Origin of the sequence: Rhizobium sp. IBUN, from assembly GCF_000510625.1 — a bacterium.
GTDB classification, from domain to species: domain Bacteria; phylum Pseudomonadota; class Alphaproteobacteria; order Rhizobiales; family Rhizobiaceae; genus Rhizobium; species Rhizobium altiplani.
Map to the genome: position 1 here is coordinate 24,985 of NZ_AZNV01000040.1, position 24,311 is coordinate 49,295.

Sequence of the window (24,311 nt, forward strand, 5' to 3'; positions counted from 1 at the left end):
ACGCAAAACGGCGGAGCATCGGCTCCGTCGTCCGTCCGAGATAGTGGCTTCGGGCTTTTTAGTTGGCGCGTGCGGCCTGCATCGGGCGCAGCACGTTCATCAGTGCGCCATAGGGCAGCAGCATCACGAGGCCGACGATCATTTTTACCGAGAAATCGCCAATCGCCCAGGAAATCCAGCGCGGTGCCGCAGCGGAAAAGACGCCGAGGATTGGCGCCGATTCAAGCGCGAAGGGATCGTTCGGGCCGAGGAAGACGAAGAAGGCCGCAAAGGCGAAGGAGAAGAAAATCACCGTGTCCAGCATCGACCCGATGAGCGAACCGACGAGCGGTGCGCGCCACCAGGCCTGCCGGCGCAGGCGGTTGAAGACCGAGATATCGAGCAACTGCCCAGCGAGGTAGGCCGAGCCGGAGGCGATCGCGATACGCGGAACCGAGGTATAGAAGGACAGCGTCACGCCAACGACGAAGCCGGCGAAGACAACCTTGCGGGCAGCCCGCGGGCCGAACTGGCGGTTGGTCAAATCGGTGATGAGGAAGGCGACCGGATAGGTAAAGGCGCCCCAGGTCAGGATGTCGGCCAGGTTGATGCCGGCGAGCTCGGCATGCAGCGGGAACTGGACGAGGAAGTTCGAGGCGACGACGACCAGCGTCATCAGTGCGACATAGATCAGCGTAGAGCGAGTCGTCAGCATTTTTTTATCCTGGGGTATGCCACCAGTTCGAGGAACAATCGGCAAAGCAAAAGGCTTGTCCGGATATTATCCGTGCAAGCCTTTTGAAGCCGTATGAAGAAGAAGCGGTCGAAGCTTACGCAGCAGCAGCTTCGGCAGTCTTCTTGACGATCTGGCGACGCAGCAGACGAGCGCGCATCGACAGTTCATTTTCGCTTGCCTTCAGCAGGAAGGCATCGAGACCGCCGCGATGCTCGACGGAACGAAGAGCAGCAGCCGAAACGCGAAGACGATAACGCTGGCCGAGCGCGTCGGAGATCAGCGTAACCTGGCACAGGTTCGGGAGGAACCGGCGCTTGGTCTTGTTGTTGGCATGGCTGACATTGTTACCAGTCAGGACTGCCTTGCCGGTCAATTCGCACATGCGGGACATGGAACACCTATTCTTGTTTTTCTCGGCCATCGGTTGCGGACCCGCGCAAAATCGGGCTACCAATCCAACAGGCCATGATTGGAAAGTTGCGGTTCTATAGTCAGACAGGCCGCGTGCGTCAAGCCAAACCTTGGCGTTTCCCGCAATTCTGTCAAAAAGCTTGTGTTTGCTTCGTCGTGACACAGGCGTATAGACCGTGATGAACGGCTTTACCAGCCGCTTGAATAAGGTTCGTTTCATGGCTCATCTGGGCAAACGCATTATTGTTTCCGGGGTCGCGGCGCTGATGGCCATTCCGGCCAGCGCGAGCGAGATCGTGCATCGGACGGAATACAGGGTCTCGCTCGGTATTCTGACGATTGCGCGCGCCGCCTTCCTGACGAAGATCGAGGACGACAAGAGCTACCAGGTGTCGGGTGACATCAGCTCGGCCGGCCTTGCCGATCTCGTTACCAATATCTCCGCCAAGACGAGCGTCGACGGCGTTCTGCGCGGCGACCGACTGCAGGCGTCCCGCTACTATCTCTACTACAAGAGCGGCAAGCGCGCCCGGACATACGAGGTGCGCTACAGCAACGGCAATATCACCTCGACGACGGTGAAGCCGCCCCGAAAGCCTCCGAACAACTGGGTCAACGTACCGGCAAGCGACATGCGCTCGGTCCTCGATCCGATCTCGGGTCTGATCTTCCCCGCAGATGCCAATGTCTGCGCGCAGAAGCTGCCGATTTATGACGGCGAGATGCGCATGGATCTCGTGCTCTCGCCGAAGGGTGCCCAGAATTTCTCGACCACGGGTTTCAACGGCAAGGCGACCGTCTGCAGTGTGCGGTTCGTCCCTCGCTCCGGCTACAAGAAGGGGCGGAAGGATATCGATTATCTGAGCAAGAGCAGCCGGATGGAAATCTGGTTTGCCAAGTCAGACGCGGCAAATGTATATGCTCCTGTTTATGTTCGTATTCCGACGCAATACGGACCGGTGACGATCACCGCTGTAAAGTACGGTGCAAGCTGACGGAGCAGGGGCCTCCGTGAAGGGGGACAGGTGAAGCTTCGGGCAACGCTAATCGGCTTTACGGCCATTCTCATGTGGTCGATCCTGGCGCCATTGACAGCTGCATCAGGCACCATGCCGCCGTTCCAGCTATCGGCTATCTGCTTTGCCATCGGCAGCATTCCCGGCATCGTCGTGCTGCTCCTCAATCCTTCGCGCCTGGCGCTGCTCAAGCAGCCGGCCAAGGTCTGGGTGACAGGGATCGCCGGCCTGTTCGGGTATCATTTCCTCTATTTCACGGCCATCAGAAACGCCCCGGCCGTCGAAGCCGGGCTGATTGCCTATCTCTGGCCGCTCTTGATCGTCGTCGGATCGGCGCTGCTGCCGGGCGAACGACTGCGCTGGTATCATGTGGCTGGGGCGTTGGCCGGTCTCTGCGGCACCTTCCTGATCGTCGGACGCAACGGCATCAATTTCGATGGCGCCTATGCCGTCGGCTATGGAGCGGCTTTCCTCTGCGCCTTCACATGGTCGGGCTATTCGCTGCTGACACGGCGGTTCGATGCGGTCTCGACCGACGTCGTCACCGGCTTCTGCATCGCGACCTCGATCCTGTCGCTCATTTGCCATCTCGGGCTCGAGACAACCGTCTGGCCGGAAACGGCGTTGCAGTGGATCGCGGTGGTTGGCCTCGGGCTCTTTCCTGTGGGAGCGGCTTTTTATGCGTGGGACTACGGTGTCAAGAACGGCGATATCCAGATCCTGGGTGCCGCAAGCTATGCCGCGCCGCTTCTCTCGACCCTCAACCTCACGCTGTTCGGCTTTGCCGAGCCGAGCTGGCGGATCGCGCTCGCCTGCGTGCTCGTGACAGGCGGTGCCGTGCTTGCGGCAAACGAGATGTTTCGCCGCAAGGCCACGATGGTTGAGCAAGGCGCAATAGCCTAGACGCTGAAAGGCTCTAATCCGCCGGCTTCCAGTCCGGCGGTGCCATTTCGAAGGATGCGAATTCGAAGCCGGGCGCAACCGTGCATCCGACTAGCGTGTAATCGCCCGTTGTTTCGGCTGACTGCCACCAGTTGGCGGGAATGATCGCCTGCGGACGCTCGCCCTTGGGGATGTCAGTCCCAAGGACCAGCGTCTCGCTGCTGGTGCCATCCTCAGAGCAGTGAAGCGCAAGCGGAGCCCCGGCATAGTGGTGCCAGACTTCCGCCGCATCACGGACGCGGTGCCAGTGGGAACGCTGCCCCGCCTTCAGGAGATAGTAGATCGCCGTCGAGTGGCCGCGCGATCCCCCCTTGAGGTCTCGGAACGTCTGCACGTACCAACCGCCTTCGGGATGCGCCTGCATTCCAAGCTCGCGGATAATATCGTCCGGCGACATCAGAAATTGTCCTTGCGCCGGCGGATCTCCGCGAAGACTTCCTCGTTGCTCTTGTTCTCCATCAGCAGGTTGCGACGGATGGCCGGATCGGCGGCGCGCAGGAACGGGTTGGTCTCTTTTTCAAGCGCCAGCGTGGTCGGGATGGTGAACTTGTTTTCGGCCCGCAGAGCTTCGATTTCGGCCGCACGGACTACCAGTCGCTGGTTGTCCGGATCGATGGTGACCGCAAAACGTGCATTCGACAGTGTGTATTCGTGGCCGAAGTAGATCGCGGTTTCGTCAGGCAGCACGGCAAGCTTCTGAAGCGAGTGCCACATATCGGCAGCCGGGCGCTCGAAAAGACGCCCGCAGCCGAGCGCAAATAGTGTATCGGCGGCAAAAAGCAGCTTGTCGTCGACGAAGTGGTAGCAGATATGCCCGGCCGTATGTCCGGGAGTCTCGATGACCTGTACCGTGTGATCGCCGAACAGGAATGTATCGCCATCGGCCATGGTCTTGTCGAGGCCGGGGATTGCCACCGCCTCGTTGATCGGGCCGATGATCTCGCAGCCATATTGTTCCTTGAGCGCGAGATTGCCTTCGACGTGGTCCGTATGGTGATGGGTTGTGAAGATATGCGAGATCGTCCAGCCGCGGCGGGACGCAGCCTTCTCCACTGCGCCTGCATCCGGAGCGTCGATCGATGCCGTCAGGCCGGTTTCAGGATCGTGCACCAACACACCGAAATTGTCGGAGCGGCAGAGAAAAACCTCTAAATCCAAAGGTTTCATAGTTTCAGGCAGCCTCTTTATCGCGGGTATATCGGGAATGTAGAGGGTCGCGCCTTGAAGTCCAACCGTGCACTGATAACATTTGCCTTGATGCACGCTGATATTGTCGACCTACGCCAGTTCTATCATTCCGACCTCGGGCGCATTGCCGAGCACTCGATCGCTATGGCCCTCTCGTCGCTTTGGGTGCGGCTACCGCAGGAGCGTCTCGTTGGCCTCGGCTACGTGGTTCCCTTCCTCGATCGCTTTCAACCCGACACGGAGCGAACCTTTGCCTTCATGCCGGCCGGGCAGGGGGCGGTGAACTGGCCGGTAGGCGCTCTTTCCTCGACCGCCCTGATCTTCGACGAGGAATTGCCACTGCCGGATTCCTCGATTGACCGGGTGCTGATGGTCCATTCCCTGGAATTCGCCGAAAGCCCGCGGGAAACCCTGAAGGAGCTGTGGCGCGTATTGGCGCCAGGCGGACGGCTGGTCATCGTCGTCCCGAACCGCCGCGGTGTTTGGGCGCGCATGGAACACACGCCGTTCGGCTCTGGACGCCCCTATTCGCGAGGGCAGCTGACGAGCCTTCTGCGCGAGACCAATTTCACGCCCGGCGCGACGGCGGAAGCATTGTTCTTTCCACCCTCGAAGCTGCGCACGATGATGAGCCTGCGCAGTGTCTTCGACCGCGTGGGACGCGCCTTATGGCCGGCATTCTCGGGCGTTATTATCGTCGAGGCGCAGAAGCGGCTCTATCAGGGCCTGCCGGTTGCCGCCCGCGCCTCGCGGCGCGTCTTCGTACCGGTTCTGGCGCCGCACGGTGTTCCAACGACGCGCAGTCGTTAGAGCCTAAAGCCGTGGCACTCGACAAGGGCGCCGTTCCGTTCTATTGCCACGGGGCAATTTCAGCCGAATTTTCCCGGTATTTCCAAGGTCGATCCCATGAGCGAAGAGAAGAGCAAGCCCGTTCCGCGTCCCGGTATTCTGGATATCGCAGCCTATGTGCCGGGCAAGGAACATGCGCCGGGCGTTGCCCGCGTCTACAAACTCTCTTCCAATGAAACACCCCTTGGCGCGAGCCCGAAGGCGATCGAAGCTTTCCGCAATGCCGCCGGCAGTCTCGAGCGCTATCCTGATGGCCAGGCGACGGAACTTCGTGAGGCGATCGCGGCTGTGCATGGTCTGAACCCCGCCAACATCATGTGCGGCAATGGCTCGGACGAGTTGCTCGGCCTGCTTTGCCATGTCTATCTCGGGCCTGGCGACGAAGGCATCATCACCGAGCACGGCTTTCTCGTTTACAAGATCCAGATCATGGGCGCGGGTGCGACGCCTGTCGTCGTCAAGGAGAAGGATCAGACGGTCGACGTCGATGCCATTCTGGCGGCCGTTACGCCGAAGACCAAGATCGTCTTCATCGCCAATCCCGGCAATCCGACGGGTACCTATGTTGCGGTCAGCGAAATCCGCCGTCTTCAGGCATCCCTGCCGAAGCAGGTCGTTCTGGTGCTCGATGCCGCCTACGCGGAATATGTCCGCCGCAACGACTACGAGGCCGGCATCGAGATCGTTTCGTCGAATGCCAACGTCGTCATGACCCGTACCTTCTCCAAGGTCTATGGCCTGGCCGCGCTTCGCGTTGGCTGGATGTATGCGCCGGCAGACATCATCGATGCGGTCAATCGCGTCCGCGGCCCGTTCAACATGAACGCCGCAGCCATTGCCGCGGGTGCTGCAGCCATTCGCGACCAGGCGTTCACGCAGGAGGCCGCCTCCTTCAACCAGATGTGGATCGAGAAGCTGACGGGTGCGCTCGAGGCTCTCGGCCTCAAGGTGACGCCGTCGGTCGCCAACTTCGTGCTCATCCACTTCCCGGATGTCGATGGCAAGCGCGCGCCGGAAGCCGATGAGTTCCTGACCAGCCGCGGCTATATCCTGCGCGCTGTAAAGGGCTATGGCTTCCCGAACGCGCTGCGCATGAGCATCGGTCCGGAAGAGGCGAACCGTGGCGTCATCGAAGCGCTCGGCGAGTTCATGGGACGCAAGTCATGACGGTGCAGTTCGATCGCATTGCGCTGATCGGGATCGGCCTGATCGGCTCTTCGCTGGCCTATGATATCAGGCGGCTCGGTCTCTCAGGTGAGATCGTCGTCTCGACGCGCAGCGCCGAAACGCTGAAGCGAGCGGAGGAGTTGAGCCTGGGCGATCGCTATACGACCTCGTCGCCAGAGGCCGTCAAGGATGCGGACCTGGTGATCGTGTCGGTTCCCGTCGGCGCGTCGGAGAGCGTGGCGAAAGAAATCGCCGGCAGCCTGAAGCCCGGTGCCATCGTCACCGATGTCGGTTCGACCAAGGCATCCGTCATTGCCCAAATGCAGCCGCATATGCCGCCGCACGTGCATTTCATTCCCGGCCATCCTCTTGCCGGCACGGAGAAGTCCGGCCCAGACGCCGGATTCCCCGGGCTCTTCGAAGGGCGCTGGTGCATCTTCACCCCGATCGCCGGAACTGACCAAGCGGCATTGAAAAAGTTGCAGCAGTTCTGGGAAACGCTCGGCTCCAAGGTCGACGAGATGGATCCGGAGCACCACGACAAGGTGCTCGCCATCGTCTCGCACCTGCCCCACATCATCGCCTACAACATTGTCGGCACGGCGGATGATCTCGAGGCGGTGACGGAATCGGAAGTGATCAAGTATTCCGCGTCCGGCTTCCGCGACTTCACGCGTCTGGCCGCTTCCGATCCGACGATGTGGCGCGACGTCTGCCTGCACAACAAGGATGCGATCCTCGAAATGCTGGCGCGCTTCTCCGAGGACCTCGCTTATCTGCAGCGGGCCATTCGCTGGGGCGAGGGCGACAAGATCTTCGATCTGTTCACCCGCACGCGTGCCATCCGCCGTTCGATCATCCAGGCCGGCCAGGACGTCGATGCGCCGGACTTCGGCCGTCCGCATCCGCTCGAAAAGAAAGCCTGAAGGCTCAATTTCAGATCGGCGGGATCGATCCCAACGGAATGAAACCGCCGACCGTGGCATTGCCACGTGCTACAACGAGATCGACGGAAACCTTGTCGCCGCCGCCCGCCAAAGCTTTCAGCAGCTTGGCGGCGGTGTCGACCGTCTTGGCGATTTCAGGGAAGGTCTGCTTGACGCTGTCGCGCCAGGGGCCGAGCTGTTCGATCTCCAGCTTGAATTTGCCCGACAGATAGCCCTCCTCGTCGAAGGAGAAGGGGCCGCTCAGGGTCATGACCTTGCCGTCGCCGATGTCGGCCACGACCTTGCGCAGCTCGCCGCTGGCGCCGTAGAGGCCCTTTTGGTCGCTGCCGTCGATCATGCCGGCCTTGCCGGCCAGCGTCACGTCGGCGCTCGCCGAGAGCTTCGGGAATGCCGGCCAGTCCTTGATGGCGGTATTGGAATCCTTCAGCGAGATCGCGCCATCCAGGTCGCCGTTGTTCTGGCGAAGGTGGATCTCCGTGTGAGCAGCGTCGAAATTGATCGTCTGGCCGGTCTGGGAAACCGCCGTCCCCTTGAGCCCGTCGATGATGGTGGAGGAGCGGTCGATGCCCTTTAGCTTGGTGATCAGGCTGGATTGCAGGTTTGCCCATTCGGCATTGAGCGTCAGGCCGTGGGCGGTGCGGATCTCGGCGGGCGCGTCGAGTTCCCAAACGATATGCCCTGGAGCATAGACCTGGGCTGCGGAGCGCAGCTCGCCAAAACTCGCCGACACGCCGTTGACGTTGTCATCGACATCGACCTTCGAGCAGAACAGGCCGATCCGGAACGGATAGCCGCGGAAGTCGATATCGGCGCATTCGGCGCTGACGCCTGCGGTGTTGCCCGGCGCGATCGCCTTCAGCACCGTCGTTTTCAGCTGCGCGGCGGCATAGAACCAGCCACTCGTATAAAGCGCGATCACCAGGAGGATGATGCAGCCGAGCCACCAGAATTTTCTGCCGCTGCGGGATGGGCTTGACGCTGCCATGATGTTCTCCAAAGGTGACGCGCGAGTGGGAATGTGGGTCTGGCGTGCGATATGGACGAATTTTGGGTGTTTGGCTACGGATCACTGATGTGGAATCCGGGCTTCGAATTTTTGGAGCGTTCTCAGGCGCTTGTCTATGGCTATAGACGGTCGCTCTGCGTGCATTCCTGGGTGCATCGCGGCACGCAGCAGAAACCGGGCCTCGTGCTCGGCCTTGATCGTGGTGGTTCCTGCCGTGGAATGGCCTTTCGGATCGCGCCGGATCAGTGGGGCGAGACAATCGACTATCTGAGGGAGCGCGAGCTCGTAACCAACGTCTATCTTGAGCGTTGCCTGCCCCTCCAGTTGGCGGACGGCCGGAGCAGCAAGGCGGTCGCCTACGTCGTCGATCGAGCGCATACGCAATATGCCGGTGGGCTCGACGCGATCGCGGCGGCGCATGTTGTCCACGGTGCGGAGGGCCGATCAGGGCCGAACGACGCCTATGTCTTCAATACGCTGGCACACCTGCGGGAAATGGGCATTCGCGACCACTGGCTGGAGCAGGTGGTCGGCGAAGTGGAACGACTAAGAAACGCGGCCTGAGTTCAGGCTCTGAGTTCAGGCCGTCGTTGCCTTCGCTTTCTGCAATTCCGCGAGCCGACGAGCGGCGGTCGGCGGGAGCGGCAGGTTCGGGTTGTGCTTGACCGTGTCGACCAGCAGTTCATCGCTCGCCTTCTCGGTCACCTCGATCAGATGCGCGAAAAAGGCATCGGGGTCCATGCCGGGTTGGATTGGCGGCAGGATCCGCACCTTGAAGTGACCGGGGTAGCGCAACGTGCTGCGGCGCGGCCAGAACAGGCCGGGGTGCATGGCGACCGGCACGACCGGTAGCTGCAGGTCGCGGTACATGCGGGCGATGCCGTATTTGTAGAGCGGTTCGGCACCGGGCGGGCGGCGCGTGCCTTCGGGGTAAATGATCAGCTGGCGGCCGGTTGCCAGCTCTTCCTTGGTTCGCCTCAACGCCTCGACCATCACCTTGCCGCGGGCGCCGCGATTGACCGGGATCATCCGCTGCTTCATGGCATACCAACCGAAGAGCGGGATCCACATCAGCTCTCGCTTCAGAATGTAGACCGGATCCTTGAGCCACGGCAGCAGGGCATAGGTATCCCAGAACGACTGATGCTTCGGCGCCAGGATATAGCCGCCATCGGGCAGATTCTCCATGCCCTCGATCTCGAAGGTCGTGCCGACGATCTTCTCCATCAGCCAGTGGCTCGACAGTGCCCAGTTCTTCGGTATGCGGTAGGCGTCCTTGCGTGGCGCGACGAAATAATAGGGGGAGAGCACGATCATGCGAACGATGAGGTTGGCGTAGAAGATCGTGTTGAAGAGAACGGAACGCAGGGCGATCATAAATTTTCCCGAGGCCAATATCCGCAAGAGGCGGTTGCGCCCTCCTACACGATATTGGCGTTCAGAAAAAGGTTTCCCTCGGCTTTAGCCGGAGACGCCTGCCGAGCGGAGCCCAGGGTGCCGGCCAAGTCCCGTCAGATTGCGCGCGCCGGCGAAGAGCACTTTCGCATATTCGGCGAGCATGACCCGCACGGCGTTGGGATCGGTGAACCAGTCGCTGGTCTTCAGGTCCGTGTTCACAACGGGGTAGGGAATGAACTGCGTTTCGGCGTCGACATAAGCGAGTTCCGCCAGGCTGCGCGGCATGTGGTAGTTGTTGGTGACGACGAGGACGCTCTTGTAGCCGCGCTGGTGGATCCAGTTCGATGCTTCCTGGGCATTGCCGATCGTGTCGAGTGCGTCGTAGCCGACGTCGACGCAGCATGTGAAAAGTTCCGGCGAGGCCTGGGTCATCCTGCGGATCTGCTTCGGCGTGGTTGTCGGATGCACACCCGAAATCAGCAGGCGTTTTCCGGCGCCTTTCTGCAGCAGTTCGACGGCCTGGTCGATTCGCTGGTAGCCACCCGTCAGAACGACGATTGCGTCTGCCCGTGGGTCAAGCGGAGGTTTCAGGGTCGTGACGGAATCGGCAAAGCGCAGGAACCCACCAAAAATCAGGGCGATGGCAAGGATGGAGGCCATGCCGCCCCAGCGCAGCATCCGTCGCACGGGGCCGCGAACAGGTCGCCCGTCGGAGCGAAGAAGCTCCGCTCCAGGGCGAATCGGGGTGCGCGGAATGTGTCCCATGCTCATGAATCGGAAAAATATATGCAGATTGCGGCGGCGAACAGACGCTTTCATGGCAAAAAAGGCATGACAAGCTTAATTCACGAGCCCATCCGCCCGTGTCGGGTCGGAACGCAACGTATCGATCTCGTAAATCGTCCGCATCACCGTCAGCCGTGCCGTGAAGGTCGTCAGCAGGGCGATGACGATCATGGTCGCAAAGATGCCGAGATAGCCAAGCGCGCCGACCGAGAACGTGCCAAAGAGCGCGGTGGCCTGGTCCGTCTGCGGCGTCGCCAAGGTCCGGCTCTGCAAGAAGCCGGCGGTGAGGAAGAACAGCGCTGCAAGGGCGCTCCCAACCGCCGATCCCTTCAGGCTGATCTTCAGGAAGTGCTTCTGAAACTCGTTGGCGACGAAGGAGCTTTCGGCGCCAACGAAATGCAGCACCTCGACGATATGGCGGTTGCCAGAGAGAGCTCCTCGGGTTGCGAAAACGACTGTCAGTACCATGGCCGAGAAGACAAGCAGCAGGATGCCGGTGCCGATCATGACCGTCGTGTGGGCCATCGACACCAGACGGTCGACCCAGGTGCGGTGATCGTCGAGCGAGGCCTGCGGAATGCTCCCCTTGAGCAGTGAGCGCATTGCCTCGAAATCAGGCGGGTTGCTTTCGTCGATGGTGATAATGACAAGCCGCGGGACCGGAAGTTCCTTGATGTCGAGCCCTGTGCCGAGCCAGGGTTCGAGTAGGCGGGCGGTTGCCGCTTCGTCGACGATCTGACCGTCCTTGGTGCCGACGAATGTCAGAGCGAGATCGCGCGCCTGCGCCAGCGTCTTTTCCATGTCCAAGCCCTCATCGGGCCTAATCTGGATGGTGATCTCGCGGGAAATCTGGCTCTCCCAGCTCGCCGCTGTGGAACGCACCATGCTGACGCCGCCGAGCGTCAGGCAGGCGAGAAAGGCCATGATGGCGATCACCACCATTAGCGCATTGCCCTGAATGTTGGCAGACGGCAGGATCGGCGCCGTCGGCCGCACCTTCATCTCCGGCCTCTTCTGACCTTTCGGGGCGGCCTCCGCCGGCGGTTTGGGCGCTGCTTTAGTCATGGATATCGAGGTGCCCTTCCGAGAGAATCATACGGCGGGCTTCAACCTGGTCCATCAGGGCCAGATCGTGGGTGGCGATCACAACGGCCGTTCCGAGACGGTTGAGCTCAAGGAAGAGATTGAGCAGACGGCGGGCCATCGGCGGGTCGACGTTGGCGGTCGGCTCGTCGGCAAGCAGAATCTCGGGACGGTCGATCAAGGCCCGCGCGATCGCGGCGCGCTGCTTTTCGCCGCCCGATAGCACCGGCGGCAGAACGTTGATGCGCTCGCCGAGACCGACCCACTTCAGAAGTTCCAGCACGTCGGTCTTGTAGGAACTCTCGTCCTTGCCACGAACGCGCAGCGGGAGGGCCACGTTCTCATAGGTCGTCAAGTGGTCGAGGAGCCGGAATTCCTGGAAGATGATGCCGACGCGGCGCCGCAGCAGCGGCAGCTCGGGCCGCGGGATATCGGAAATGTCGCGTCCGAACATGCGGATCAGCCCGCGGGTTGGCTGCAGCGATAGAAACAGCAGCCTGAGCAAGGTGGTCTTGCCGGCGCCCGAGGGGCCGGTCAGGAACTGAAACGATTTCTTCGGAATGTCGAACGTCAGGTCCCGGAGAATTTCCGGGCCCATCCCATAGCGCAAACCGACATTTTCGAAGTGGATCAACGATAGATCAGTCTTTTGTTTGTTCACCGCACGACTTGTTAACCAACAGCATTAACAACCAGTAAATTTACGGGAAAGACGCCGCTTTGATGGCGATCTTTGCGAAGCATTAACCATTAAAATTTACGACTGAGGAGGATTCGTTTCAATGCCGGATTTCCGTCCGGCTCGAAACCATGTGGACACCGGAAAGGCCGTCATCATGACCTCCTCCTCGTTCAGACGCCAGGCGCCCGGCCGCAGCTATGATTTTCTGCCGCCCGAGCCGATCAAGCGCGAGGCCCGCCGAGCCCGCCCAGCCGATGTGGCCGATGCCGAATTCGTAGTGATCAACAACCGCTCCCAGGCCTTTGATGCCCGGAGCTTCACTGGCAATCGCCGACGTCCCCCGGCGCCTTCGATGCTCCGGCCGACGTCCCCGCGAGCTTCGATGGAATCATTCGTCCGAGCGGGCGAAGCCTGGCTGCAGCAGGCATCGGTCAAGACTTTCGCCGCCCTGGTGGTCGCGCTTTCGGTGCTGGTGTTTGGTCTCGTCGGTGGCTTCTCCGGCCTCTCTGAAAGCGACGCTGCACCGGCAGAGGCACCGCTGCATTTCTCGCATGTCACGATCACGCCCCGCGAGGCAAACGGGATGCAGGTGTTGCTGATCAACGGCATCATCGACAACCAGAGCGGCACGACGCAGATCGTTCGCCCGATCCGCGCCAACTTTTTTGCCGGCGAGCAGTTGACCGCGAGCATCGTCATCAACCCGCCGGTGGATGTCATCTACGCAGGGCAAAGCCGCGGATTTTCTACGAGAGTCCAATACACCGGTGGAAAAATGCCGGAAATCCGGCTTTCGTTCATGCCCTGAAGGGCTCTAAAGGGGTGTTTCATCGCGCCGTTTGTGGTAACGGCTTGTGCTTCTATTCATGGAGCAAGCCTGCTTATGCCCGTCGTGCGCGGAAAAAACATCGAGCCACTCTTCACAGCCGAGCAGATTGCCGAACGCAATCATGCCATGGCGAAGCAGATTGCATCGGGACCGACGAAGGACCTGCTGGTTATTGCGGTGCTGAAAGGCTCGTTCATCTTTGCCGCGGACCTCATCCGCGCGCTGCATGACAGCGGCCTCGCGCCCGAGGTCGAGTTCATCACTCTCTCGAGCTATGGCACCGGCACAGTCTCGCAAGGCGTGCGGATCGTCAAGGATATCGACAGCGACGTGAAGGATCGCGACGTTCTTCTGATCGACGATATTCTGGAATCCGGCCGTACGCTGCTGTTTGCCAAGGAACTGCTCTACGAGCGCGGCGCCCGCAACGTCACCATCGCCGTGCTCCTCGACAAGAGCGTCAAGCGCAAGGAAAAGCTCGAGGCCGACTATGTCGGTTTCGAATGCCCCGACTATTTCGTCGTCGGCTACGGCATGGATGTCGCCTACGCCTTCCGCGAACTCCCATTTGTCGGCGTCGTCACCGGCGACGCCTAGGGATCACGACCTGACCCTGAATGTGCCAGGATGAGACGGGTTGTTAACCATCCCGTCCATCCCTTCCTGCCGTTTACCGATCGCAAAGGAAACTCGTGTGATTTCCGTTGCGGGGCATGAAACGGAGTGATGCACACCATGGCAAAAATTCTGATTACGGAAGACGAGGACTCCCTACGCTCTTTCGTAGCCCGCGCTTTGCGTCTTGACGGTCATGAGACCGAAGAAGCCGCTGACGGTGCGGAGGGACTGGAAAAACTCAGAGACGGCGTCTACGACCTGCTGCTCTCGGATATCCGCATGCCTGTGATGGACGGCATCGAACTGGCGCATCAGGCAAAATCCGCCTTCCCGGCACTGAAGATCCTGCTGATGACTGGCTACGCGGAACAGCGCGAACGCGCGGACGACTTGGCGGAGAAGATCGTCGATGTCGTCTCGAAGCCCTTTGCCTTGCCCGATATCCGCAAGGCTGTCGCGCGTGCGTTGGCCGCCTGAGGCGGCTAACGGCATGATCTCGACTATTCAGCCCTCATCGGGGATGAATTTGCCTTCATAGCGGACGCGAAAATTGCGTCGCTGGAAGTCCTGCTGGAAACATACAAAGATCAGTTCGATATCGGCCAGGCTGTCGCGCTTGTGGAGCAGGCTGAGCGTCACGACGATGACGCCGGCATAGCCGCGCGTCAGCCTAAACGCCGCGTTGCGGATGGCGTTGGCTTCTGCGTCCTGCCGGTCGTCGCGCCGCTCGTAGATCACCCAGAAGCGGCAGATATCCCAGGTCGAACGGAGAATTTCCGTGATTTCCGCCTGGAACTGCTCGGCATGCATGCCGGGTGACCAAGGGAGAGTCTTCTCGCCTTCGTCAGCCACGACGTTTAGGTAGCCATCGTATTCGCCGGTACGGGAGAGCGCATTCTCGATCAACTCGAATGCCGCGTTTTCACCGATTACGGTCTTGAAAAGAATTGCCATCGAATCGCTATAGTTATTCAGCTGCAGCGTGACAAGACGAAGCTTTCGCCAGGCGGGACTCGCCTCGGTGGCGGAATTTGAAGTTTGTCATCGAGTCACGCACAGATCATGCCTTCGCCGCGCCACATGGAGACGATGGCCTCGTTGGCAAGGTCCAACCCGTAGCTTCTCAATAGTCGGGGCAGGCAGGATTTATGGTCGTTCCGCTGTTTCCGCCCTGCGTCTGCAGCGTGCCGGGAATCGGCCTCGGCGGACAGTTGACGGGTTGCCGTGCCCTGGAGCGGCTGGACGAAATGCTCCCCGTTGTCTCCATGCTGTAGGGAGCCGGTCGGTAGCTGTTCGATCCGCCCCAGCTTCGGCTCGATTCGTAGCCGTCGGCAGCAAGGGTCCTGCCGCCGCTGTTGGTCGTTGCGAAACCACCAATATCCATTGCGCTTGCCGTGCTTGCAGCCATGCCGAATCCAAGAGCGACAGCTGCGATCAGCTTCCATTCCGTTTTCATGGAAATACCCTCAACTCGTGCCCAAACGACGCGCGATCTGCGTCAAAATAGACATAGGGAGTGCTGGCGTGGAGGTGGCGAATCTCACGCTATTGTGACCTGAATTGGCACAGCCGAGCTATTGAATGTCCAGAAGCCGTTCCAGATAGCGCCGTTCGATTTCCTGCGGCGGGTTGTTGCCGAGCTTCTCGCGAATGGCATCCAGGATTTCGCGGGCGCGCTGCACGTCGATCTCGTCCGGGACCTTCACCTGATCGCCGAAATCGGGGCCTTCGGCGCGGCGCGGACGTCCAAGCGGGTCGCGGCCGTTCTGATTGCCTTGCCCGACCTGGCCCTGCTGGCCTTGTCCCTGTTGGCCCTGCATGGCCTGCATCATCTGGTTCATCATGTCACGCGCGCCCTGACGGAGCGCCTCGAGGGCGCGTCCCTGGCCCTGGATGGCCGGTTCGCCGTGACCCTGACCGAGTTCGCGTCCGGCGCCTTCCATTTCGCGCTGGGCCTGGCCGAAGCCCGGACCGGGCTTGATGCCCATGTCGCCGAGACCCTTCTGCAGCTCGCCAAGCTGGTTGCCAAGTTCGTCCTGGCGCGAACGCAGCTGCTTCAAGGCTTCGCGCAGCTGCTCAGCCGTCATCTGGTCGGAAGGCGACTGGCCCTGCTGGTTCTGGCTCTGCTGTTGGTTCTGGTTCGGGTCCTGACTCTGGTCTTGCTGTCCCTGGTGTTGATCCTGCTGCATGCCGTCATTGTCCATCGGCATCTCGTCCAGCAGCGGATCGTTCATCCCCATGTTCGGATCGCCGCGCTGCATGCGATCCTTCAACTGCTGGTCCAGCTTGAAGGTCTCTTCCATCAGCTTCTGCTGGTCACGCAGGATCTGGCCAAGCTTGTCCATCTGCTGGCGCATCTGGCTGTTGTCCTGACCCTGCTGCCCCTGCTGTGGCCTGCCGGCCTGCAGGTTGTTCATCATTCGCTGCAGCTCGGAGAGCATCTGCTGGGCAGCGTCGCGGTTGCCGGAGCGCGCCAGATTCTCGATCTGGTCCATCATCCGCTCCAGATCCTGCTGGCGAAGGATGTTCTGAGCATTCTGGTTCGGCTGCATCGGCGCATTCTGCATGCGCTGCGCAAGCTCCTTCATGTAGTCCTGCATCGCCTTGCGCAGCTCGTCCATGAGCTTCTTGATCTCGGCATCAGGGGCGTTGCGCTGGAGAGCGTCGGTCAGGTTCTGCTGGGCGTTGCGCAGATTGCGTTCTGCCTGCGACAGATCGCCATCCTCCATGCCTACAGCGATATCCCAGAGGTGGTCGGCGGTATCCTTCAGCGCCTCCTCGCTCTTGGCGAGCTTCATCCGCGTCAGAGCGGATTGCAGCAGCAGGTAGTTAGTCAGCTTCGGGATCGTCTCTTCCGGGCGCAGCGTCAGCGCCTCGTTCAGCGTGATCGCTTCCAGCATCTTACGCGTGTCGAGCGAAAAGACCTGCCGCTCTTCGGCGACGGCGGCGGCCAGCGGCTCGTGGAACGGGCGGGACGGCATCGTCATCTCGTAGGGCGAGCTGCGACCCGTCTGGCCGGCGGCGTCCTTGGCAATAAGGGTGATGCGGACCCGCTTGCCCGACAGCGGATGCTCGGTCAGGTTCTTGCTGGTCAATCCCTTGGAGTCACGCGAATTGCGGCGGGGGATCTCCAGGCGGAAGTCAGGCAGCGGATAAAGCGGCGTTGCGGCCGGGTCGGAGTCGACAGGAACGATCTCCGCGCGCGCTTCCTGCACGCCGTAATCGTCCTTGACCGTGAAGCCGATTTCGAGAGCGCCGTTGACGGTCGGCTTCGGTATTCCATTGAAGGCGATCTCGGGCGCCTTGTCAGGAATAACGTCGAAGCTCCACACGCGACCGTTGACCTCGAGCCTGCCGTTTTCCTCGAGCTTCATCAGATGCGTCGTGGCGGACAGCGCGGGATTGATGGGAGCCGTGCCGTCGGCCTGCTGAGTGGCCACTGGCGTAACAGGGGGCTTGGCGGCTTCCTGAGGCGTGATGTCCTCGGCCTCGCCATTCTCGTGCCGGAAGACAACCTTCTCCGCCGTCTTTCCGCCGCTGACGCGGACCGTCAGGCTCGAGAGTTCGGGGACGCGGATCGCCGTCTGCTCGGTACCGTTTGCCGTCAGATAGATCGGCGCGCGACCGGTGTAGGAGGGGGGCGTGACCCAGGCGTCGATACGCACGGCAGGATCAACTGCCTGCGGCGCGGGCCGCGGCTGCAGCGCATCCGAGATCGAACCGCCGCTCGTCGATAGCGAATAGGCGAAAGCCATTACCACAAGCAATGCCGGGATGGCACGCAAGGCCAGCCGGTCGTGGGAGGCGATGTCGGGGCGTGGGAAGCCGGTATCGAGCGCCGCGATCTTCTCCGCCATCCGCGTCTGATGTTCGCGCCAAAGGGCGCGGGCGAAAGGCGTGTCGGTGGCGGGTTCGTCTTCCTGAACGGCAACAGGCTGATGCTGCAGGCCGTTGCGCTGCTCGAGCAACCGATCGGCAGCAGCCACATCGGGCCAATGAAGCCGGCGCAGCGGAAGGAGGGTGACGAGGGTGGCAGCCGCAAAAATGATCAGTAGCGCCACGCGAATCCATTCGGGCGCGTAGCGGAAGACACCGAACCAAGACGCTGTGAGGTAGAGCGCCACAACCGACAGAATCGGCAGCAGGAGAGGTAGGATCTGTTCGAACAGCAGGACCAGGCGCGCCAGAAAGCGCTTGGCCGCGACCAGGCGCGCCAAGGAAGGCCTCAGGGCAAATGCTCCGGTTTTCTCCTTGCTGGAGCTCTTGTTCAATCCGTTCTCCGCGCGCTGACGTTCAAAGCAGGAGGGCGCTTCCGGCGATTGCCGGGGCAATTCGCTCTCGATCAAGGATAGCATTCTTTGTGGCGAAGGCGAGGGCAAGCCCCAGCCAATGCCGGTTTTTCACGGTTCTTCGCCAAAAAGTGATGCCCCCGCCAGGCAGTGATCAGTCCAGCCAGGCCGGGATGGAATCGAGGGCGATGAGCTCTTCGTAGGTGCCGCGCGGGCGAATCACGTGGAAATCGTTGCCCTTGACGATCACTTCAGGAACCAGAAGGCGGCTGTTATAGGTGCCGGCCTGAACCGCGCCATAGGCGCCGGCGGTGCTGATGGCGAAGAGATCGCCGGACTTCGGCATCGCCATTTCGCGGTCGAGCGCCAGATAGTCGCCGGTTTCGCATACGGGGCCGACGATATCCGCCTTGATGCGCGGCGCGTTCGCTGCCGAGATCACTACGGGGCGGATCTCGTGATGGGCCTCATAGAGAGTCGGACGGATGAGGTCGTTCATCGCGCCATCGACGATCACGAAGGTTTTCTCGCCGCCGTCCTTCACGTAGATCACTTCGGTGACCAGGATGCCGGCATTGCCGACGATCAGGCGGCCGGGCTCAGTGACGATCTTGCAGTTGAGGTCGCGCAGAGTGTTCGTGACGATCGCAGCATAGGCTTCCGGCGATGGGGGCGGGTTGTTGTCGTCCCGGTAGGGGATGCCAAGGCCGCCGCCCACATCGACGTGATGGATATCGTGGCCCTCTGCGCGTAGCGTGCCGACCAGTTCGCGCAGCAGCTTGAAGGCGTCTTCGAATGGCTGCAGGTCGGTGATCTGGCTGCCGATATGCATGTCGATGCCGGTCACTTCGATGCCGGGCAGGCTTGCTGCGCGGGCATAGACGGCGCGGGCGCGCTCCCAGGAAATGCCGAACTTGTTTTCCTTCTTGCCAGTCGAGATCTTCGCATGCGTCCTGGCGTCGACATCGGGATTGATGCGGAAGGAGACAGGGGCCTTCTTGCCTGCCCTGACGGCGCGCTGGTTGAGGATCTCGAGTTCCGGCTCGGACTCGACGTTGAAGCAATAGATGCCGGCCTCGAGGGCCAGGTCCATCTCCCGCGCTGTCTTGCCGACGCCGGAGAACATGATGCGCGATGCCGGGATGCCGGCGGCCAGTGCGCGACGCAGCTCTCCCTCGGATACGACGTCGATGCCGGCGCCGAGATTGCCCAGCGTCTTTAGCACTGCCTGATTGGAATTCGCCTTCATGGCGTAGCAGACCATCGCGTCGACATCGCTGAAGGCTTCCGAGAAGACGCGGTAGTGGCGCTCGAGAGTGGCCGTGGAATAGACATAAAAAGGCGTGCCGACGGCCTTGGCGATCTCGGGAACGGGAACGTTTTCGGCGTAGAGAACGCCGTCGCGGTAGTCGAAATGGTTCACGTCAGTGGCCTCTCAAAGCATGTCTCCCGACGTGGGAACCGGTTTCGGGATCAGGACATGCATAAATACAAAGGCTAAAGCGCTGCTGGCGAATCCGAAAGATCGCCGCGTGCCTTAGAGAAGCGGATCGAGGATGAAGGGCCTGTCGACCCTGCCCGGCTGCGGCGTCGGCTTGGACGAGTCACCGGTCTTCGTTGCGTTCGCGCTCGGCGGGTCGAGATCGCCCTTTCGCCCGCACCCGGCGACGGCAAGGCCGATCACGGCGAAAACAACCGTCAGGCGGACGATCTGCGGCAAGCTCTTCTGCATGGAATTCCTCTTGGGAAGCGGCACTGGTGGACACCTTCATAGCGAAGTTTATCCAGCTTGTGCACCCTGATTGTTGAGGTCAGTTGCGGGCTCGCCAATAGGCGATCTGCTTGCGCACTTCCGACGGCGCCGTGCCGCCGAAGCTCTTGCGGCTTGCAACCGATGCCTCGACCGTCAGCACGTCGTAAACCTTGTCGGTGATACCGGCATTGATCGCCTGCAGATCGGCAAGCGACAGCTCGGCCAAGTCGCAGCCCTTGCTCTCGGCCAGCGCCACCGCACGGCCGGTCACGTGATGCGCGTCACGGAACGGCAGGCCGGCTTCGCGCACCAGCCAGTCGGCAAGGTCGGTCGCGGTCGAATACCCGGAACCGGCAGCGGCCTTCATGCGCGCGCTGTTGACGGCCATGTCGCGAACCATGCCGGTCATGGCTGATACTGCCAGCTCCAGGCTTTCGGCAGCGTCGAAGACCTGTTCCTTGTCTTCCTGCATGTCCTTGGAATAGGCGAGGGGCAGGCCCTTCATGATTGTCAGAAGTGCGATCAGCGAACCGTTGATGCGGCCGGTCTTGGCGCGCACCAGCTCAGCGGCGTCAGGGTTCTTCTTCTGCGGCATGATCGACGAACCGGTGGAGAAGGCATCCGACAGGCGCACGAAGCCGAATTGCGGCGTCGACCAGATGACGATTTCTTCCGCCAGACGCGACAGGTGCATGCCTGCGATGGCGGCGATCGACAGGAACTCGATGGCGAAGTCGCGGTCCGAAACCGTGTCAATCGAGTTGCGTGTCGGCTCGCGGAAGCCGAGCGCCTTTGCCGTCATGTGGCGATCGATCGGATAGCCGGTGCCGGCAAGCGCTGCCGCGCCGATCGGGCTCTCGTCCAGATGCTCAATTGCATGGCGCACGCGCGAGCGGTCGCGGCCGAACATTTCGACATAGGCCATGCAATGGTGGCCAAAGGTGACGGGTTGGGCGGTCTGCAGATGCGTGAAGCCCGGCATGACGGTCTCGGCGTGCTCTTCGGCGCGGTCGAGGAAGGCGGCGATCAGGTTGGTCAGCAGCTGCTCGGTCTTCTGCAGCTCTTCCTTGACCCAGAGGCGGAAATCGAGCGCGACCTGGTCGTTGCGGGAGCGGGCTGTGTGCAGGCGACCGGCGGCCGGGCCTATCAGCGTGGCGAGGCGTGCCTCGACGTTCATATGAATGTCTTCGAGCTTGCGGGAGAATTCGAAACTGCCGCTCTCGATCTCTGACAGGATCGTGTTTAGCCCTTCGACGATCTTGACTTTATCGTCTGCCGAAATGATGCCCTGGTGGGCAAGCATGGTGGCATGGGCGATAGAACCGCGGATGTCCTGGGCAAACAGCTTCTTGTCGAAACCGATCGAGGCATTTATCTCCTCCATGATCGCATCGGGACCGGAGGCGAAACGGCCGCCCCACATCTGGTTGGAAGATTTGGTATCCGTGCTGTCGGCCATGACGATGCCTGCCTTGAAGAACGCGTGTCTCGGAGAATGAAATGACGACAAGAAAGTCCCTGCGCGTGCCATCCCTGAAGCTGATCGGGATTGCGGCCGTCGCAGGCATTGTTGCCGGTGCGGCAGCGGTTTACATCAGGGAAGCCGGGTCTGGCAATGGCAGGACGCAAACGGCCTCGGGCGAATGCGCGGCGACAAAGGAGATCGCCGCGAGAATCGCGCCGCTGCTCAAGGGACAGGTGGCGGCGATGGTCGCTCCTGACGAGCACCGCAGGCTTACCACCGTTTCCTTCAAAGGCGGGGACGGAAAATCGATGACGCTCGACAATTTCGCCGGCAAGACCGTGCTCTTCAATCTCTGGGCGACGTGGTGCGTACCCTGCCGCGAGGAAATGCCGGCGCTGAACGCGCTCGAGAAGGAGCTGGGCAGCGACAGGTTCCAGGTCGTGCCCGTCAACATCGACACCGGCGACGACGAGAAGCCGAAGGCCTTTCTCAGCGAGATCGGCGTAAACGCGCTGCAGCTTTACCGCGACAACACGATCGAGGTCTTCAACAGCCTGAAGAAGGAAGGCCTCGCCTTCGGCCTGCCGGTCACGCTTTTGATCGACGGCAAAGGCTGCCTGATCTCTGCGATGAACGGTCCCGCCGCCTGGGACAGCGACGATGCCAAGGCGCTGATCAAGGGCGCGATAGGTTCGTAAGCTGTGTCTGAGCACTTTGACGCGTTTGAAGAAAATACCAGTCGACCTTGCCTCGCGTAAACGCGACAGCCGCCCGCTTTTCCCACAATGGCGTTGTATGGTCACCGACAACGAGGATATCCGTCGATGGTAGCTTTGGATCGGCTGCAATCTCGGAAATCTTGTCGAAAACCTCTGCCCAGATCTCGGTCAATTCGCAAACGCGCTGGTTCTTAATGACTGCTTCGTTGGTCCTGCAATGAAGCTGGCCGCCAGGTTTCGCGACGTAGGGTATGTGCGAGTTAAGCGTCAACCAGTAGACTATCATCGGCTGCGCGCTCTTGGCCAGAAGACGGAGATGAACTGCGTCACCAACTTCGCCATCACAAAGGCCGTTGAAGACGCTGCCGCATCGGGATGGGAAGAGCTGCCGATCGCGTGCAAGGTCGTCGAGGAAATGGGATTCTTTTATGCCAATCCGGGGGTACCAGACATCTCGATCGAACATTTCGCTGGAATAGCCGTGGTAGGAGATTGTAGCGAAACCCCTTTCGGCAAGTTGTCGAGGAAGGCAGTCGTATTGTTCGGCGCGCAGATAGTCGGTGAAATTCCCCCATCGCCCGCATAGTTCGCGTGACTCGGCAGAGGTGGTTGAGCCCTCAAAGTTGCTTCTGCCGGAGAGTACGCTGTAGCCCGCTTTAACTGCTGCACTTTCAAATTTGCTGGCCAAGAGGGCTTTCATCCCGGGGTCGGAAAACGAGCCAAGCCCTTCCACTATGACGATCAGCAGGTTCCGTCCGCGCTTGGTTATGCTTTCGGCATCAAGGCCGTTCAGTGCCATCGCACTTTCAAAATGTGAGGCAGGCTGTTTTACGTATGAGCGATTGACGTAGCCATCTGCCACGGGCAGCGCAGCGGCCAGGATGGCCGCGGGCAATGGCGAGGCAGCGCAAAGCGCCTTTCTATGCCGGTTTACGAGCCAAGCTGTTCCAAGCGCGTTGAAAAGAAAAAGAGAAATTGCGCCGATGTAAAAAGCAGATGCGGCGACATCGATCGATGCAAGATAGCGAATCGTATGAAAGGCGGTTGCCAGGGGTAAGTAGAACATGACTGCGACCACCAAGCTTAAGTCGATAATCGCCACGAGCCCGAAAAGGACATAAACAAACGGTGGCCGCAGCCAAAGGGAAATCATCGCTGCCAGGAAATAAAGGGGAGGCGAAACCAGCCGGTAGACAAGAAAGTACGGAGTTGCGAGCAGGAAGATCAGATTCGGCACGACCACTGCCACCAGTGCAAGAAGCCATGTATTTGGCTGCGCCAGCCTTTTCAGCATGTCGTTCGAAGCGCTTTTCTTGCTCGTGCTGTTCATCGATGTCCCTCGGCTCGATCCAAGGCTAATCAATAAACCTTCAGCAATCGTATATGCTTTTGAGCGACATTATTTAGCGGACACAGCCAGAAGCTCGTCGCGGTGGCCGTCGAAGCCGCGGTGAGGTCTTCAACAGCCTGAAGAAGGAAGGCCTCCCCGTCACGCTTTTGATCGACGGCAAGGGCTGCTTGATCTCCGCCATGAACGGCCCCGCCGCTTGGGACAGCGACGATGCCAAGGCGCTGATCAAGGGCGCGATAGGGTCGTAGGCAAGGCGGCTTATGGCCGCTTGCGTGCAGAACAGCGGATGGGCTAGGTGGCATCTGCTACACATGGGGTAATCGCGGTGCGACTGCCCCCGGCAACTTTATGCAAGATGATGCTGGCTGGGTTGGTTGCCCCCGATAAGATGGAAATACGGGCTCACGATTGGAACCGGGGGCCCAAACATCGAATGGAGGCAACCATGGACCAATATATAGGGCTCGACGTTTCATTGAAAGATACTGCGATCTCGATCCGAGAGGACGGGAAGCGGATCTGGCGGGGGAAGCGCGCTTCGGATCCAAAGGTGCTAGCGCAGGTGATCCGCAAGCACGCTCCGAACGCCAAACGCGTCATATTCGAGACTGGGCCGCTGTCGACGTGGTTCTATCACGCGCTGACGGCGGAGGGAGTGCCCGCTATCTGCATCGAAGCGCGGCACGCGCAAAAGGTATTGAACGAGACGCTCAACAAAACAGATGCCAACGATGCGGATGGCTTGGCCCAGCTGGCCGAAGCCGGCTTCTACAAAGCGGTCCGAATCAAGTCATTTGACAGTATGTTGACGCGCACGCTGGTCGGGGCCCGCAATCTGCCGATTCCGATGAAGCCGCCCCTTTGTTCCGAGATGATTGCGCCCCCGGATTCCGGGATGATCTCGCCCCCTTGAGGCTGGGGTCCTGCTGGCTGTGATTGTTGTCAGTTGATCGTCGTTAGGAGTCAAGATTTCCGGCGCTGATTTCGCCGCAAGCTCTCCCCGGATAGATCGATGCGATGGGCGTTATGAACGAGTCGATCGAGGATGGCATCAGCATAGGTTGGATTGCCGATGATCTCGTGCCAGGCTGATACCG

27 protein-coding genes and 2 pseudogenes are annotated in these 24,311 nt (G+C 60.7%); 12 read left to right on the top strand and 17 right to left on the bottom strand.

Features of this window, described 5'->3' with window-relative positions; translation table 11 throughout:
* Positions 1 to 58: 58 nt before the first annotated feature.
* Both RHIBUN_RS0126460 and rpmB read right to left on the bottom strand, forming a co-directional pair.
* Positions 59 to 694 (bottom strand): queuosine precursor transporter, encoded by a 636-nt coding sequence (locus tag RHIBUN_RS0126460; protein ID WP_025661873.1) that lies wholly within the window; start codon positions 692 to 694, stop codon positions 59 to 61.
* Positions 695 to 809: 115 nt separating this feature from the next.
* Positions 810 to 1,106 (bottom strand): 50S ribosomal protein L28, encoded by a 297-nt coding sequence (gene rpmB / locus RHIBUN_RS0126465; RefSeq protein ID WP_024316182.1) that lies wholly within the window; start codon positions 1,104 to 1,106, stop codon positions 810 to 812.
* Between the two features lie 238 nt (positions 1,107 to 1,344).
* Between rpmB and RHIBUN_RS0126470 the strand changes: the two genes are divergently transcribed.
* Both RHIBUN_RS0126470 and RHIBUN_RS0126475 read left to right on the top strand, forming a co-directional pair.
* Positions 1,345 to 2,121 carry a DUF3108 domain-containing protein gene (locus tag RHIBUN_RS0126470; protein ID WP_025661874.1) on the top strand — a complete coding sequence of 259 codons (777 nt, stop codon included), beginning with the start codon at positions 1,345 to 1,347 and terminating at the stop codon, positions 2,119 to 2,121.
* A gap of 30 nt (positions 2,122 to 2,151) precedes the next feature.
* Entirely contained in the window at positions 2,152 to 3,045 is an 894-nt protein-coding gene (locus RHIBUN_RS0126475; RefSeq protein WP_025661875.1) for an EamA family transporter, read from the top strand.
* Between the two features lie 13 nt (positions 3,046 to 3,058).
* Here the strand turns inward: RHIBUN_RS0126475 and RHIBUN_RS0126480 are convergent, their stop codons facing one another.
* Together RHIBUN_RS0126480 and gloB are read right to left on the bottom strand one after the other, a co-directional pair.
* On the bottom strand, positions 3,059 to 3,481 hold the full coding sequence (locus RHIBUN_RS0126480) for a cupin domain-containing protein (protein WP_025661876.1): 423 nt from the start codon (positions 3,479 to 3,481) through the stop codon (positions 3,059 to 3,061).
* Positions 3,481 to 4,251, bottom strand: coding sequence for a hydroxyacylglutathione hydrolase (gene gloB / locus RHIBUN_RS0126485; RefSeq protein WP_025661877.1), 771 nt, complete (start codon positions 4,249 to 4,251; stop codon positions 3,481 to 3,483). Before gloB ends, RHIBUN_RS0126480 begins: the two co-directional genes overlap by 1 nt.
* Positions 4,252 to 4,305: 54 nt before the next feature.
* Between gloB and RHIBUN_RS0126490 the strand changes: the two genes are divergently transcribed.
* From RHIBUN_RS0126490 to RHIBUN_RS0126500, 3 genes are all read left to right on the top strand, one after another.
* On the top strand, positions 4,306 to 5,082 hold the full coding sequence (locus RHIBUN_RS0126490) for a class I SAM-dependent methyltransferase (protein WP_025661878.1): 777 nt from the start codon (positions 4,306 to 4,308) through the stop codon (positions 5,080 to 5,082).
* Between the two features lie 96 nt (positions 5,083 to 5,178).
* Positions 5,179 to 6,288 carry a histidinol-phosphate transaminase gene (gene hisC, locus RHIBUN_RS0126495; RefSeq protein WP_025661879.1) on the top strand — a complete coding sequence of 370 codons (1,110 nt, stop codon included), beginning with the start codon at positions 5,179 to 5,181 and terminating at the stop codon, positions 6,286 to 6,288.
* Positions 6,285 to 7,214, top strand: a complete 930-nt coding sequence (locus tag RHIBUN_RS0126500; RefSeq protein WP_025661880.1) for a prephenate/arogenate dehydrogenase family protein — start codon at positions 6,285 to 6,287, stop codon at positions 7,212 to 7,214. The genes hisC and RHIBUN_RS0126500 overlap by 4 nt, the downstream gene beginning before the upstream one ends.
* Positions 7,215 to 7,224: 10 nt before the next feature.
* Here RHIBUN_RS0126500 and RHIBUN_RS0126505 read toward each other — a convergent pair whose 3' ends face one another.
* Positions 7,225 to 8,220 (bottom strand): DUF2125 domain-containing protein, encoded by a 996-nt coding sequence (locus RHIBUN_RS0126505; RefSeq protein WP_025661881.1) that lies wholly within the window; start codon positions 8,218 to 8,220, stop codon positions 7,225 to 7,227.
* A gap of 51 nt (positions 8,221 to 8,271) precedes the next feature.
* On the opposite strand from RHIBUN_RS0126505, the gene RHIBUN_RS0126510 reads away from it, so the two are divergent.
* Positions 8,272 to 8,805, top strand: coding sequence for a gamma-glutamylcyclotransferase (locus RHIBUN_RS0126510; protein WP_018857778.1), 534 nt, complete (start codon positions 8,272 to 8,274; stop codon positions 8,803 to 8,805).
* 15 nt (positions 8,806 to 8,820) lie between these two features.
* On the opposite strand, the gene RHIBUN_RS0126515 is transcribed toward RHIBUN_RS0126510, so the two are convergent.
* The 4 genes from RHIBUN_RS0126515 to ftsE all read right to left on the bottom strand — a co-directional run bounded on the left by RHIBUN_RS0126515 (position 8,821) and on the right by ftsE (position 12,142).
* Positions 8,821 to 9,618: a 1-acyl-sn-glycerol-3-phosphate acyltransferase gene (locus RHIBUN_RS0126515; protein WP_025661882.1), complete on the bottom strand. Its 798-nt coding sequence runs from the start codon at positions 9,616 to 9,618 to the stop codon at positions 8,821 to 8,823.
* Positions 9,619 to 9,702: 84 nt separating this feature from the next.
* The gene (locus tag RHIBUN_RS0126520; RefSeq protein WP_025661883.1) at positions 9,703 to 10,410 is read right to left on the bottom strand and encodes a YdcF family protein; all 708 of its coding nucleotides are present in this window, start codon (positions 10,408 to 10,410) and stop codon (positions 9,703 to 9,705) included.
* Between the two features lie 69 nt (positions 10,411 to 10,479).
* Positions 10,480 to 11,427: an ABC transporter permease gene (locus tag RHIBUN_RS0126525; RefSeq protein ID WP_245267959.1), complete on the bottom strand. Its 948-nt coding sequence runs from the start codon at positions 11,425 to 11,427 to the stop codon at positions 10,480 to 10,482.
* Between the two features lie 55 nt (positions 11,428 to 11,482).
* Positions 11,483 to 12,142: a cell division ATP-binding protein FtsE gene (gene ftsE, locus RHIBUN_RS0126530; RefSeq protein WP_007528031.1), complete on the bottom strand. Its 660-nt coding sequence runs from the start codon at positions 12,140 to 12,142 to the stop codon at positions 11,483 to 11,485.
* A 148-nt stretch (positions 12,143 to 12,290) separates the two neighbouring features.
* On the opposite strand from ftsE, the gene RHIBUN_RS0126535 reads away from it, so the two are divergent.
* The 3 genes from RHIBUN_RS0126535 (at position 12,291) to RHIBUN_RS0126545 (ending at position 14,114) form a co-directional block, all read left to right on the top strand.
* On the top strand, positions 12,291 to 12,998 hold the full coding sequence (locus tag RHIBUN_RS0126535; protein WP_025661884.1) for a membrane protein: 708 nt from the start codon (positions 12,291 to 12,293) through the stop codon (positions 12,996 to 12,998).
* Between the two features lie 75 nt (positions 12,999 to 13,073).
* On the top strand, positions 13,074 to 13,616 hold the full coding sequence (gene hpt / locus RHIBUN_RS0126540) for a hypoxanthine phosphoribosyltransferase (RefSeq protein WP_018857784.1): 543 nt from the start codon (positions 13,074 to 13,076) through the stop codon (positions 13,614 to 13,616).
* Between the two features lie 138 nt (positions 13,617 to 13,754).
* Positions 13,755 to 14,114, top strand: a complete 360-nt coding sequence (locus tag RHIBUN_RS0126545) for a response regulator (RefSeq protein WP_007789408.1) — start codon at positions 13,755 to 13,757, stop codon at positions 14,112 to 14,114.
* Positions 14,115 to 14,141: 27 nt separating this feature from the next.
* Here the strand turns inward: RHIBUN_RS0126545 and RHIBUN_RS0126550 are convergent, their stop codons facing one another.
* The 6 genes from RHIBUN_RS0126550 to argH all read right to left on the bottom strand — a co-directional run bounded on the left by RHIBUN_RS0126550 (position 14,142) and on the right by argH (position 21,138).
* Positions 14,142 to 14,591 carry a hypothetical protein gene (locus RHIBUN_RS0126550; protein ID WP_018857786.1) on the bottom strand — a complete coding sequence of 150 codons (450 nt, stop codon included), beginning with the start codon at positions 14,589 to 14,591 and terminating at the stop codon, positions 14,142 to 14,144.
* A 169-nt stretch (positions 14,592 to 14,760) separates the two neighbouring features.
* Positions 14,761 to 15,093, bottom strand: coding sequence for a hypothetical protein (locus RHIBUN_RS0126555; protein ID WP_018857787.1), 333 nt, complete (start codon positions 15,091 to 15,093; stop codon positions 14,761 to 14,763).
* A 118-nt stretch (positions 15,094 to 15,211) separates the two neighbouring features.
* Positions 15,212 to 17,854: a TIGR02302 family protein gene (locus RHIBUN_RS0126560; RefSeq protein WP_025661885.1), complete on the bottom strand. Its 2,643-nt coding sequence runs from the start codon at positions 17,852 to 17,854 to the stop codon at positions 15,212 to 15,214.
* A gap of 226 nt (positions 17,855 to 18,080) precedes the next feature.
* The gene (gene lysA, locus RHIBUN_RS0126565; RefSeq protein WP_018857790.1) at positions 18,081 to 19,349 is read right to left on the bottom strand and encodes a diaminopimelate decarboxylase; all 1,269 of its coding nucleotides are present in this window, start codon (positions 19,347 to 19,349) and stop codon (positions 18,081 to 18,083) included.
* Positions 19,350 to 19,463: 114 nt separating this feature from the next.
* The gene (locus tag RHIBUN_RS0126570) at positions 19,464 to 19,658 is read right to left on the bottom strand and encodes a lipoprotein (RefSeq protein ID WP_018857791.1); all 195 of its coding nucleotides are present in this window, start codon (positions 19,656 to 19,658) and stop codon (positions 19,464 to 19,466) included.
* Between the two features lie 79 nt (positions 19,659 to 19,737).
* A complete protein-coding gene (gene argH, locus RHIBUN_RS0126575; protein WP_018857792.1) occupies positions 19,738 to 21,138 on the bottom strand; it encodes an argininosuccinate lyase in 1,401 nt (466 codons plus the stop codon).
* Between the two features lie 41 nt (positions 21,139 to 21,179).
* Here argH and RHIBUN_RS0126580 point away from each other — a divergent pair, with 41 nt between their 5' ends.
* A complete protein-coding gene (locus RHIBUN_RS0126580; protein WP_025661886.1) occupies positions 21,180 to 21,842 on the top strand; it encodes a TlpA disulfide reductase family protein in 663 nt (220 codons plus the stop codon).
* Here RHIBUN_RS0126580 and RHIBUN_RS0126585 read toward each other — a convergent pair.
* Entirely contained in the window at positions 21,820 to 23,193 is a 1,374-nt protein-coding gene (locus RHIBUN_RS0126585) for a hypothetical protein (RefSeq protein ID WP_025661887.1), read from the bottom strand. The genes RHIBUN_RS0126580 and RHIBUN_RS0126585 overlap by 23 nt on opposite strands.
* Before the next feature lie 125 nt (positions 23,194 to 23,318).
* Between RHIBUN_RS0126585 and RHIBUN_RS36545 the strand changes: the two are divergent.
* Together RHIBUN_RS36545 and RHIBUN_RS0126595 are read left to right on the top strand one after the other, a co-directional pair.
* Positions 23,319 to 23,462, top strand: a pseudogene (locus tag RHIBUN_RS36545) (TlpA family protein disulfide reductase); the annotation flags it as partial.
* A 197-nt stretch (positions 23,463 to 23,659) separates the two neighbouring features.
* Positions 23,660 to 24,049, top strand: a pseudogene (locus RHIBUN_RS0126595) (transposase); the annotation flags it as partial.
* 128 nt (positions 24,050 to 24,177) lie between these two features.
* On the opposite strand, the gene RHIBUN_RS35770 reads toward RHIBUN_RS0126595, so the two are convergent.
* Positions 24,178 to 24,311 (bottom strand): ATP-binding protein (locus RHIBUN_RS35770; protein ID WP_025661889.1); only part of this gene is annotated, 134 nt, incomplete at its 5' end.